Raw genomic sequence first — 12061 nt, 5'->3', positions numbered from 1 at the left:
GAGTGAAGAACCAGGCCTCCCCGCTGAAGGCGGCCGAAGAGGCCTTCGTGGAACTAGGCGTGGATGTCTCCGTCGCCGAGATCGCCCGCCACGCCGGTGTCGGGAAAGGCACTGTGTTCCGACATTTCGCAACCAAAGAAGAGCTACTGGCAGCTGTCGTCGTCACGCGTTTGCGAGACCTGATGGCGCACTGCACATGATTGAGCAAACTCTACCTCAGAACGAGGGACTATGCGGTGGTACGCCAAGCTCAATAACCCGCCGCTTCGAGGTCGAAGCTGCGGAAACGCAGAGAGGATGCTCGATCAAATGCGCTTTCAGACGACCTGATACGGTCGTAAAGGCAGGGTCGGTGTTCCGCTGTGTTGCAGGATGTGCTGGCGGAATTTCCCCATCACAGCACCCCCAATGCAATGACCGACAGCAGGATGTAGCGGCCGGCCTTGGCGATCGTCACAAGCGCCAGGAAGCTCCAGATCGGTTCGCGGAGAACGCCTGCGACCATCGTCAGGGCATCGCCGACGACCGGAGCCCAACTGAGCAGAAGACTCCAGCGCCCCCATCGATGGTACCAGCCTGTCGCCCGACCGAGAGCCTTTTCGCTGACTGGGAACCATCGTCGTTGCCGGAACCGCTCGATCCAGCGTCCGAGCGCCCAGTTGACGGCGGAGCCGAGCACGTTGCCGATCGTCGCGACGGCAATCAGCAGGACAGGCGATTGCTTGCCGAGAACCAGCAATCCGACCAGGGCGGCTTCCGACTGGGCAGGCAGGATTGTGGCTGCGACGAACGCAATTGCGAAAAGCCCGGCTAGTGAGAACAACGCATCCACATTTCTGGTCAACGCGGATGTGGTCGTGCACCGGGCGCTACCGTTACTAAGGCATTCAGCTGGGTGGCAAGCGCCGTCCTGAGCACAGCGCCAGCGTCTTTACCACAGTCACGGTCGCTTTCCGACCGACCATTCGCAAAAGACGCCCGCCGCCTCTGCGGGGAAGCGGGCAGTCTGATCCATGGCGCGCCGCAGCCAGCGACAGCATTGTTTGAGCGCCCCATCTGCCGGAGCGCCCGTTGGAACCTCTGCCCGAACCGCTTCAGCTCGCCCCTTCGTAGTCGAGATAGGCCATCATGCCACTTGCCATATGATAGAGGTGATGGCAGTGGAAGGGCCAGCGGCCGGAATTGTCGGCGGCAAAGGCGATGTCGACCCTGGCCATCGGCGGCACATAGACGGTGTCGCGCACCGCGCCCTCCATCGCCCGGCCATTGATGCCGACGACCTGGAAGTGGTGGCCGTGCAGATGCATCGGGTGCCCCATCATCGACATGTTGGTCATGGCAAGCCGTATGCGTTCGCCCCGGCGTGCGCGCAACGGGTCCGCGCCGCCGATCCGCCAGTCATAGCCGGACATGCTGCCGGAGAGGACAAGGTCATAGGTACGGGGTGCGGGGTCGGTCTCCATGGCGGAGGGGCCGCGGAGCCGGCTCTCCAGCGAGAGGTCCAGCACCGGCCCGTCTACCTCCCCGAGGCCGGAAACCCTGGTGACGTCCGCCCCGCGTGTCGCCAGGACGATGCCTGTCCGCTCGCGCGCGCCTTCGCGCAACGCCAGAACCGGAAAGGCCCCGCCTTCGGCCGGAACGTCGAGCACGATGTCGATGCGTTGCCCCATCGATATCCCGAAGCGGACGCCGGAAACGGGCTCGACCGGCTGGCCATCGACGGCCACCAGGCGGCCGGGGAGCATGCCGGTGTCGATGGTGAAATTGGTGGCGGTGGCGCCGTTGATGATGCGCACGCGCACCCGGCCGCCCTTGTCGACGGCAAACACCTCCGGATCGTCGAGCGTCCGGTCATTGGCCAGGTAGGCATCATAATCGATGTCGTTCAGGTCCATCTGCATTCCCGGCATCGCCATGCCAGACATATTGTGCCCCTGCATCATCATGGTGTGACCGCCCATCATGGCTCCATGGCCGCCGTCACCTTTGGTCAGGTCGGCCAGCAGTTCCTCGGGCGAGCGGAACGAGAAGTCGTGGAGCAGGACGACGATATCCTGGACATCCGCCTTTCTGTCTTCTTCCGAAAGGACAATCAGCGGCGCTGCCAGCAGGTTCTGTTCCTGAAGCGTATGGGCATGCATCCAGTGCGTGCCGCCGGCGGCGAGCGGGAAAGTGTAGCGGCGTTCTTCCCCCGGCGCGATCATCGGCGCCGGATTATCGGGCACGCCGTCCATCTCCCATGGCGGTGTCAGGCCATGCCAGTGCACGAGTGTCGCTTCGCTGCTGTTGTTTGCAAGGCTGACATCGAATGGGTTTTCCGCCTCAAGGGTGAGGCCGGGTTTGCCGTCAGGTCCGGTAAGGCCGAAGACGCTGGCGGACCGCCCGTTCACCTCGATCGTACGGTTGGTGATCTGAAGGTCGATAGGCCTCTGTTGCGCCCGCGCGGGGTTGGCCCAGGAAAGAGGCAGGCCGGAGCCCAGGGCTGCCGCGCCAAGCGCGAGCCTCTGCATGAATTGTCTGCGATACATGATTGGTCTCCCGATGACCGGTCATCGGACCGGCATTGTCACATGAAGGATGGCCGGCATATCCGGCAGTTCATGCGAGGGAGCGGGGAGGCTCGAGATCGGGCGGAACGGAATGGTCTTTCAGGCGCGCGGAGGGATCTGGGAAGGTGAGGTTCCCGACAATCCGCATCAGCAGGCCCGAAGGCTGCCCCGGCGCGATGCCGGCCGGCAGGCCGCAGATGGCGAGGCAGCAGTCTTTTGCCCCGGAATGATCGGTTCGGTGGCCCATGTCATGCAGGGCGTCGGCGGGCTGCGCGTGGTGCATTGCGGGCTCAGGCGCGGTTACGCAATGCGTGGCGGCGCTGCCCACGGAGGGAGAAAGCACGCCGAGAAGCATGGCCGTGACAATGCACAGCACCTTCACCGCCGCCCTCATTTTCCGCATGACCGTCATGTCCAATCCATTCTCCGGAAGCCTTCTGCGCTTCGGTGGCCCGAAGAGAATGCAGGCCGATCATGGCTGATCTTGGGCCTTGTTGCGGCGTCCTGCAGGTCTCGAAGCAAAGGCAGCCCTATAGCTTCGTCACCCGCAACCTGAGCGCATTGCCGATGACCGAGACCGAGGACAGGCTCATCGCCGCGGCCGCGATGATCGGCGAAAGCAGCAGGCCGAAGAAGGGGTAGAGGATTCCGGCGGCGAGCGGCACGCCCGCGGTGTTGTAGACGAACGCGAAGAACAGGTTCTGGCGGATATTGGCCATCGTCGCCTCGGCAAGGTGACGGGCGCGCACGATCCCTTTCAGGTCGCCCTTGACCAGGGTGATGCCGGCGCTTTCGACCGCGACATCCGCGCCGGTGCCCATCGCGATCCCGACATCGGCCGCCGCAAGCGCCGGCGCGTCGTTGACACCGTCGCCCGCCATGGCGACCGCGCGGCCGTCGCGGCGAAGGCGCTCGATCAGGTCGTGCTTGTCCTGCGGGCTCACCCCGGCATGGACCTCGTCGATCCCGAGCGTTAGCGCCACGGCTTTCGCGGTCGCCTCGGCATCTCCGGTCGCCATCACGATGCGCAGGCCCGCCTCGTGCAGCGCGCGGATCGCATCCGGGGTGGTGTCCTTGATGCGGTCTGCTACGGCAACAATCCCGGCCGCCGTGCCGTCGACGGCGACGAACATCGCGGTCTTGCCTTCGCCCTGAAGCATGGTGACGCGTTCCCGCAAGGTGCTGACATCGATGCCTTCAGCCTCCATCAGCGCAGCGTTTCCGAGCGCCGCCTTGCGTCCACCAACCGTTCCGGTCACGCCCTGGCCGGTGACGGCATCGAAATCGCGGCTTTCGCGTTCGGGCGCTTCCGCCTCGCGGGCACCGGCGACGATCGCTTCGGCGAGCGGATGCTCGGAGCCGCGCTCAAGCGCTCCCGCAAGCGAAAGCAGGTCTAGACGGTCGAACCCGTCCAGCGGCTCGGCATCTGTGAGCGCAGGTTTGCCTTCAGTCAGCGTGCCCGTCTTGTCGACCACCAGCACGTCGACCTTCGAGAAGCGCTCCAGCGCTTCCGCATCGCGGATCAGCACGCCCGCATTTGCGCCGCGCCCGGTCGCGACCATGATCGACATCGGCGTTGCAAGGCCCAGCGCACAGGGGCAGGCGATGATCAGCACCGAAACCGCCGCGACGAAGGCATAGGAAAGGGCGGGCGAGGGGCCGAACGCCAGCCAGGCCAGAAAGGCGATCACCGCCACCGCGACGACGGCCGGCACGAAATAGGATGCCACCCGGTCCGCCATCGCCTGGATCGGCGCGCGCGATCGCTGGGCCTTGGAGACCATGTCGACGATCCGGGAGAGCGTCGTCTCTGCGCCGACGCTTTCGGCGCGCATCAGGAAGCTGCCATTCTTGTTGAGCGTGCCGCCGGTCACCGGCTCGCCCTCGCTCTTTTCAACCGGCACAGGCTCGCCGGTAATCATGCTTTCGTCGACCGACGAGCGGCCTTCGGTGACGATGCCGTCGACCGGCACGCTCTCGCCGGGCCGCACGCGCAGCACATCGCCCGCCTGCAGCGTTTCGACGGGCACATCCTCCTCGCCGCTGTCGGTGACCTTGCGCGCGGTCTTCGGCGCGAGATCCAGAAGCGCCCGGATTGCGTCGCCCGTCCGTTCGCGCGCGGCAAGTTCCATCACCTGGCCGATCAGCACCAGCACCAGAATGACGGCTGCGGCTTCGAAATAGACCGGGGCCATGCCCATCGAATCGCGCATTGCCGCCGGAAACAGGCCGGGCGCGACAAGCGAGACGACGGAGAAGACATAAGCCGCCCCGGTTCCAAGCGCGATCAGAGTCCACATGTTTGGGCTTTTGTTTTCGATCGAGGCCAAGCCTCGCTCGAAGAACGGCCAGCAGATCATCAGCACTGGCGTCGCCAGAGCGAATTGCAGCCAGCCGAACAGCGTGTGACCGAACCAATCCTCGAAGGGCAGGCCCAGATGACTGCCCATCTCGAGAATGAAGACGGCGAGCGCCAGCGGCGCGGCGATCATCAATCTGCGCTTGAAATCGATATATTCGGGATTGGGGCCTGTATCGGCGGAAGGCGTCATCGGCTCCAGTGCCATGCCGCATTTCGGGCAATTGCCGGGGTGATCCTCCACGACCTCAGGATGCATCGGGCAGGTATAGAGCGTACCCTCCGGCTGCGCTTCGGCCTCTGCGTGCTCGGCGGTGTAGTGCTCCGGATCGGCTTCGAACTTCGCCTTGCAACCGTTGGAGCAGAAGTAATAGTTTTCGCCGCCGTGTTTGACCACATGGCTGGTGCTGGCGCGGTCGACCGACATGCCGCAGACCGGGTCGCGCGTCACGGTCTCACCCGTAGTATTTCCGCTATGGCCGGAAACGCCCCCGTGGCTCATGTGCGAATGCTGCATTCGAGGCCTCCTGATAAGTGCGTTTTCCAACATATGGAGATTCCAGCAACTGGAAGGTCAAGGCCGGATATGTCGACTTTTATGAGACGGAGCCAAATTGCAAAATTCTTCCGGCGACTACAGGAAGCAAGATTCCGAGGCAAGGGCTGAAGGCGCGAAGCCCTTTGTTGGAGCTATCGGAGCGTCTTGATCAAAACAGAATTTTTGCCCGGCAAACGTAACGCGTCAAGGCTGAGCGGCTCAACGCTTTTTGGAATCAAACCTTTCAACACCTGAAGCAGCTCATCAGAATGACCATATACCTGGAGCACAGCGGACGCGCGAAAGGCTTCTTTTCGCCTCCAAGCTGGTCGTTGTCAATGCCGCGTGAAATTTCCCCAGAAGTGCCGAAGTAAAATTCCCCAGTTATGCCGCTGTCGACGACATGGCTTGAGGATTTTTCGGGGGTCGGCCTCGCGGCTTTTGAGGTGGTGTGAATGCGGGCGGCGCGATCAGCGCTTTCGAGCGGACATGTTCCGGCATGAGTTCAGCGTGCTGCCGCAGCCGGTAGCTGGAGCCTTCGATCTGTATGACGACGGCATGATGGAGCAATCTGTCGAGCAGTGCCGTTGCGACGACGGGATCGCCGAAGACATCGCCCCATTCTGCAAAGCCGCGGTTTGACGTCAGGATCATGGCGCCGCGTTCATAGCGGGCGTTGACAAGCTGGAAGAACAGATTGCCGCCGCCCTGGACGACCGGCAGATAGCCGATCTCGTCGACGATGAGCAGGCTCGGCCTGCAGAAGAAGCGAATGCGCTCCTGCAGCCTGCCTTCCCGTTCAGATTTGGCAAGCGAAGCGATCAGGTCTGCGAGTGTGGTAAAGTAAACGCTCTTTCCGGCCTTCACGGCTTCGACGCCGAGCGCTGTGGCGAGATGGCTCTTGCCCGTTCCCGGAGGGCCGAGGAAATGCACCGCTTCGTGACGGTCGACGAAGCCGAGCTGGGCCAGGGTCAGAATGCGATCGCGGTCGAGTGAAGGCTGGAATGTGAAATCGAAGCCGGCGAGCGTCTTGATGGTTGCAAGTCTGCCCATGCGCAGAGCCGTCTTGATGCGGCTGTTCTCGCGCAGCGTCAGTTCCTCCGACAAGAGGATATCGATGGCCTCAAGTGCCGACAGCTCGCCGTGTTCGAGGCGACGCACGACATGGTCGAGCGCTTCCAGTGCGCGCGGCATCTTCAGTCCGACGAGATCATGACGGATACGGTCGATCATCGACGGAACAGGATCGAGGGTCGCGCTCATGGCCGGTTCTCCTGTGCCAGCACCTTGCCAACGGCATCATAGAAGGCGAGCGACCGCTGGAGCACGATGTCGCCGGCGGGTTTGACAATATGGGATTCCTGCCGTGCCCCCGGCCGGAGTTGCGGGTGAATGGATCGCCGATGATCCGGATGAACCCGGCGCTGCTTACGGCCCTCCAAGACGGGATGAGCTGCGATCAGGGTGCCGTTCTCGAAGATCCGGACCTCGTCGGCGAACGAATGGACCTCAACCGTCCGACTGCGCGTGGCATCAGGGACGCTATAGGCATTGCCACCAACGCTGACCATGCCTTCCCGCGACACGCGGCGCTCAAGCTTGAGAACGGATTTGAACGGTGCCAGCGGTAACGGCCGCAGGTGCGGCCGCTCTTCGGCAAAGGCTTCGTTGACGACGCGAAGGGTCGTGGCATGCTTTCTCGGATTGGCAACAGTGTCCAGCCAGTGCCGCAACTGGGCATTCAGGTCATCGAGATTGCGAAACGAGCGGGCCAGGAAGAAGTCCTCTCGGATATAACGGAACGGCCGCTCGACCTTGCCCTTCGTCTTGGCACGATAAGGTTTGCATGCCTTGGGATGGAAACCGTAGTGGCGTGCCAGATCGATGAGCGCACGATTGTAGATGATGCCCTCCGTCTGCCCTTCGCCGATAACGGCAGTCTTCATCCGATCATAAAGCACCTCCCTTGGAGCGCCGCCAAGGGCTTCGAACGCAGCGATATGGCAGCGCAGGACGGTCGGCAGGTTCTGATGCATGACGAAGCGCGCCCAGATGAGGCGGCTATGCCCCAGCACCATCGAGAACAGCCACACAATCCTCGGCGTCATTGGTTCGTCGGTGAATATGACATGAAATTGGGCGAAATCGACCTGGGCCTGCTCGCCGGGCGGCGTCTCAAAGCGCACTTCGAAACCCTGGCTGGCCGGAGGCCGCGCATCGCGAAGAAAATCCGTCACGGCGGTGTAGCCGCCCTTATAGCCTCGCTCGCGCAGTTCTCGAAATAACCGGCTCCCGGTCAGGCCCGGGGTAGGCCTTCACGCGCTCCCGCAGATAAGAAGCAAACGGATCGATCACCGTTGCCCGAGGCTTTCTGGGGCCATAGGCTGGAGCCTCAAGGCCGCGCTCTATGTATTTGCGCACCGTCTTGCGGTCGATGCCCGTTTCTCTGGAAATGGCCGACACCGTCAGCCCCTGTTGATGCAGATCCAGTATCATAATTGTCTCCCTCAGCTTGATCACCAAAATCCCCCTTCCGACCATCGGAAGAAGTATCGGCGATGACGCGCCGCCGGTCTTCCGGGGCTCGCCCCGGAAGACCGGCGGCAGCAGCGCATGGGGAAGATTCAAACGGCACTATTGGGGAGTATTGCTCCGGCGATGACAGTCGTTCGCGATTGTGGCCCCAGATGCCGCAAGTAGCCATTCGCTGCGCTCTGCTAAAAGGTCCGGATAGGGCGGGGAAGCGGAAGTTCGCTGCGGAAAGAATGAACGACCGCAATGGGCCGTGAATGACGCGGGCACGAGCCTGGTCACCACGATCATTGCCGCGCCCGGCCGCAGGACCACCTCGAGCCCGCTGTGTCCCCTACGGAACGCCCCCTATTTCACGATTACGATTTTCAATGATACTTGGAGTGTTCTTTGGGAGTCCGGTTTGACGCGAGAAGCAACCTGTTCGTGTCGTAGCCTGAAAGTGCTGGTGAACTGGAACTCGTCTCGCTTTGCCACTGCATTGCCTGCTAAGGACGTACTGGCGCCCCTTATGGAATTGCAGCCTTTTTCCCAAAAGGAAGCATCAAAGTCAGTGGGAGTTACAAGAGTTATCAGCGTTCCTCCGTCACGAAAACCGGACATGGTCGCAATTGGCGTTGGTTCGTTCGGTGAACCAGGTTTTCCTAAACCCAGCAAAGAAGTCCACTCTGAGTCCCGTCACGAGTGCGTCGAGCCGCTTGATTTTACACCGCGCTAATGGCCGATTTGTTCGCTCGCTGGCCTCTGGAGATCACCCGTCTTCGCAGATGCAACAAGCGGCGGCTACGGCGGCTTGCGCCGTAGCGTCATATTATCAGGTAAATGTCAGCAAGCGTAGCAGCACGCAATGTAGGACGATGTCCGCTTTGCCGTCTGGCCATTCGGAAACCTGCCTGACAGGTTACGGCACTTTCCAGTCGGTTTGCAGTGTACCGTCAAGTCGCTCTTAATAGCTCCCGTGACCAGCATTTTCAAACTGGTGTAGCGATTATAACGATTACAGACCACATTCTGGTCTCGGCTGGCTGACACCCGCAGAGTATTTCGAAACCGCCTCCACTCTGGTCGTTCCGTCCACGATGACATGGTCATAGTCCATCGAGCATTGTTCGATGCGCGCTTCAATCCTGTAGACTTCGCGCAGCATGTCGACCGTCACCACGTCCCGCGGAAGGCCACAGGCGCGCAAGCGCCCATGCGCGATCACCAGCACCTTGTCGGCAAAACGTAAGGCCTGGTTGAGGTCGTGGATGGCAATCATCACGATCATCCCGTTCTGACGGGCCTGATTTTTCATTAGGGCAAGGACTTCGATCTGCCGGTGAAGATCAAGCGCGCTGGTCGGCTCGTCCATCAGCATGATGTCAGGCTGGCGCGACAGGGCCTGGGCGATCGAAACAAGCTGGCGCTGGCCACCCGAGAGCGCGCCAAGGTCCCGGAAGGCAATCGGCGCGATGTTCAGCGCCTGCAGGATCGTGTCGATCAGCCTTGTATCCTCGTCGCTGACTGTCCAGGATTTGCCCTGCTTGCGGGCTAGCAGGATCGATTCATACACCGTCAGTACGGCATTGGCGGATGTATCCTGCGGCATATAGGCAATTGGGCTTTTCGCCCTCGCGCCTTCGATGTGCACATTGCCCGGCCCCTTGAGGATTCCTGTAATCCGTTTGAACAGGGTCGATTTTCCGGCGGCATTGGGGCCGATCACAGCTATAAGCTCACCCGCCTTCATCACAGGCGTCGTCACCTCCTCGACGAAGAGCTTTCTGCCATGATACGCCCCGACCGACTGAAGCTGCAGGGCTACCATGACCGGCTCCTGTTCGAGATGATGAGCGAAAAGAAGAACGGGACGCCCACCAGGGCTGTGATGATGCCAATCGGAAAAACCACGCCGGGAACGATGGATTTCGATACGATCGATGTGACCGAGAGCAGCAGCGCGCCGGACAGGATGGAGCCTGGAAGGAAGAACCGCTGGTCCTCGCCGAGGATCATGCGCGCGATATGCGGTCCGACAAGGCCGACGAAACCGATCGTGCCGACGAAACTGACCGGCACGGCCGAAAGCAGCGATATGATCAGCATGGTCTCGAGGCGAATGCGCCGGACATTGATGCCGAAACTGGCGGCCTTGTCCTCACCGAGCCTGATGGCCGTCAGCGCCCAGGCATTGCGGGCAAAGAGCGGAAGCGCGAGGACGAGCACGGCAAGCGTCACCCAGATCTTCGGCCAGGTCGCCTTGGTCAGGCTGCCCATGGTCCAGAACACCACGGCGGAAAGCGCCTGCTCGGACGCCAGATACTGAAGAAACGCCAGAAGCGCATTAAACGAGAACACCAGCGCAATCCCGAGCAGGACGACGGTCTGAACGGATACGCCGCGAAGCTGGGAGACGAAATGGATGAAGAGCGTGGCGGCAAGGGCAACGATGAAGGCATTGACGGGAACCAGCATGCCGGCAGCAACCGGAACTAGTGCGATGCTCGTGACGATGCCAAGGGCAGCGCCGAAACTGGCGGCCGCCGATATTCCCAGTGTGAACGGGCTCGCCAGCGGATTGGCGAGGATGGTCTGCATCTGCGCGCCGGCGACAGACAAGGCCGCCCCCACCACGATCGCCATGACGGCGACTGGCATGCGGATGTCCCAGACCACTGTTCGGACCTGAGGCGATACCGAGGATGGGTTGAAAAGGGCCGCGACCACCTCGCCCAGACCGTAACGAGCTGGCCCCCAGGCGAGATCGACGGCGAAGGACAGACAAAGCAGCACCGTCAGGCCGATCAGGATCATGATCTTGCGGCGGGCGAGCGCGCGATAGCGCACTCCCCCTGCTTCGGCCTCGAACGCTGTTGTCGAAACGTCCATCATGACGATTTACTTCGAAGCCTTGATGTCAACCCAATAGCCGGGCTCATAGGCAATCGGCAGGAACTTCTCATGGAAGTCCGCGAAGGTGGCATCGGGGTCAAGATCTGCGAACAGGTCCGGGTGGAACCACTTGGCAAGCTGCTGCACGGCCACGAACTGATATGGGCTGGTGTAGAACTGGTGCCAGATGGCATGAACGTCGTCATTCGCCACGGCAGTGGAGCCGGTAAAGGCAGGATGCTCCATGAGGGCGGCAAGCGCCTCGCCGCTCTCATCGGAAACGGTGGCAGCGCCCGGGCCGACATTGACGAAATCACTGGCGTTTTCGGTATTCGACCAATTGGCACCGGTGATCACGATCACATCCGGATTGGAGGCAAGCACCTGCTCGGCATTGATCGTACCTGTATAGCCCGGCAGGAAGTCGGAGCCGATATTGTGGCCGCCGGCCCAATCCACCATCAGGCCGAAATTGTTCGGTCCGAACGTGCCGCAGCACTCCACCAGGCCGGCCGCGCGATACATGAACACGTCAGGCTCTTCCGGCTGGGCCTCTTCCAGCGTGTCGGTCACACGCGCCATTTGCTCGTTCCAGTAGCTGGCTACGGCCTCGGCACGATCTTCATGGCCAAACAGCCTTCCGAGCGCGTCGAGGCTCGGCTCGGTGTTTTCGAGAATGTGCTCTCGGAAATCGATATAGACGATTTTGGTGCCGGTGCCTTCGAGGGTCTGCTCGAGATTGATTTCGTCGGCGGCTTCCTTGTCGCCGATCGGCAGAAGCAGAACGTCAGCGTCGAGATCGACCACCGTTTCGACCGAAAGAGTGCCATTCGAAAGCCTTCCGAGGAACGGGATATCCGCGGCCTCCGGAAATTTGGCGACATAAGCGTTATAACCGCCCTTGTCGTTCATGTAGAGGTCGTTGCGCCAGCCAACCACTTTCTCAAAGGGATTTTCCCTTTCGATCGGTGCCAGTCCGTAGATCATGCGCCCTTCCCCGAGGATCACACGCTCCACGGGACCGTCGAAGCTGACTTCCCGGCCTGCAACATCTTCAACCGTGAACGGCTGCGCCCATGCAGACAACGGCAACAGGCTCACGACAGCAAGCGTCGATGTGGCAAATGTCTTTGCGAGACTCATTCTGAAACTCCCTCATTTCGTGGAATGAACCGACGCATATAAAACATGACTTGATGAATCAAGTTT

The 12061-nt window shown here is 61.4% G+C and carries 8 protein-coding genes and 3 pseudogenes; 2 read left to right on the top strand and 9 right to left on the bottom strand.

The annotated features are described in order from the left end of the window. Positions 1-2 precede the first annotated feature (2 nt). On the top strand, positions 3-200 hold the full coding sequence (locus TM49_RS23860) for a helix-turn-helix domain-containing protein (RefSeq protein WP_045680335.1): 198 nt from the start codon (positions 3-5) through the stop codon (positions 198-200). 194 nt (positions 201-394) lie between these two features. On the opposite strand, the gene TM49_RS07800 is transcribed toward TM49_RS23860, so the two are convergent. The 6 genes and pseudogenes from TM49_RS07800 to istA all read right to left on the bottom strand — a co-directional run bounded on the left by TM49_RS07800 (position 395) and on the right by istA (position 7966). Next, complete coding sequence (locus tag TM49_RS07800) at positions 395-823, bottom strand: YqaA family protein (protein ID WP_082074663.1); 429 nt, start codon at positions 821-823, stop codon at positions 395-397. A gap of 271 nt (positions 824-1094) precedes the next feature. After that, entirely contained in the window at positions 1095-2528 is a 1434-nt protein-coding gene (locus tag TM49_RS07795) for a multicopper oxidase family protein (RefSeq protein ID WP_045680333.1), read from the bottom strand. Positions 2529-2598: 70 nt separating this feature from the next. Beyond that, the gene (locus TM49_RS23375; RefSeq protein WP_144409505.1) at positions 2599-2967 is read right to left on the bottom strand and encodes a hypothetical protein; all 369 of its coding nucleotides are present in this window, start codon (positions 2965-2967) and stop codon (positions 2599-2601) included. Positions 2968-3079: 112 nt separating this feature from the next. Then, positions 3080-5425, bottom strand: a complete 2346-nt coding sequence (locus tag TM49_RS07785) for a heavy metal translocating P-type ATPase (RefSeq protein WP_045680330.1) — start codon at positions 5423-5425, stop codon at positions 3080-3082. Positions 5426-5830: 405 nt separating this feature from the next. Then, the gene (gene istB / locus TM49_RS07780; RefSeq protein ID WP_045680329.1) at positions 5831-6709 is read right to left on the bottom strand and encodes an IS21-like element ISRel3 family helper ATPase IstB; all 879 of its coding nucleotides are present in this window, start codon (positions 6707-6709) and stop codon (positions 5831-5833) included. Next, positions 6706-7966: pseudogene (gene istA / locus TM49_RS07775) on the bottom strand (IS21 family transposase). The gene istB and the pseudogene istA overlap by 4 nt, the downstream one beginning before the upstream one ends. A 977-nt stretch (positions 7967-8943) precedes the next feature. On the opposite strand from istA, the pseudogene TM49_RS24055 reads away from it, so the two are divergent. Further along, positions 8944-9030, top strand: a pseudogene (locus TM49_RS24055) (integrase core domain-containing protein); the annotation flags it as partial. A 14-nt stretch (positions 9031-9044) separates the two neighbouring features. On the opposite strand, the pseudogene TM49_RS07770 reads toward TM49_RS24055, so the two are convergent. The 3 genes and pseudogenes from TM49_RS07770 to TM49_RS07760 form a co-directional block, all read right to left on the bottom strand. Next, positions 9045-9788: pseudogene (locus TM49_RS07770) on the bottom strand (ABC transporter ATP-binding protein); the annotation flags it as partial. Beyond that, the gene (locus TM49_RS07765; protein ID WP_045680328.1) at positions 9782-10852 is read right to left on the bottom strand and encodes a FecCD family ABC transporter permease; all 1071 of its coding nucleotides are present in this window, start codon (positions 10850-10852) and stop codon (positions 9782-9784) included. The pseudogene TM49_RS07770 and the gene TM49_RS07765, both read right to left, overlap by 7 nt. Positions 10853-10858: 6 nt before the next feature. Further along, positions 10859-11995, bottom strand: a complete 1137-nt coding sequence (locus tag TM49_RS07760; protein WP_045680326.1) for an ABC transporter substrate-binding protein — start codon at positions 11993-11995, stop codon at positions 10859-10861. Between the last annotated feature and the right edge of the window lie 66 nt (positions 11996-12061).

The sequence above is a fragment of the Martelella endophytica genome, assembly GCF_000960975.1.
Classification (GTDB): domain Bacteria; phylum Pseudomonadota; class Alphaproteobacteria; order Rhizobiales; family Rhizobiaceae; genus Martelella; species Martelella endophytica.
Note: the sequence above shows the minus strand (reverse complement) of the source record. Positions and strands in the feature narration are given on the sequence as shown.

Coding starts and splice junctions, on each gene's coding strand:
- TM49_RS07760 (WP_045680326.1), bottom strand. CDS start 11,995: ATGAGTCTCGCAAAGACATTTGCCACATCGACGCTTGCTGTCGTGAGC.
- TM49_RS07785 (WP_045680330.1), bottom strand. CDS start 5,425: ATGCAGCATTCGCACATGAGCCACGGGGGCGTTTCCGGCCATAGCGGA.
- istB (WP_045680329.1), bottom strand. CDS start 6,709: ATGAGCGCGACCCTCGATCCTGTTCCGTCGATGATCGACCGTATCCGT.
- TM49_RS07795 (WP_045680333.1), bottom strand. CDS start 2,528: ATGTATCGCAGACAATTCATGCAGAGGCTCGCGCTTGGCGCGGCAGCC.
- TM49_RS07765 (WP_045680328.1), bottom strand. CDS start 10,852: ATGATGGACGTTTCGACAACAGCGTTCGAGGCCGAAGCAGGGGGAGTG.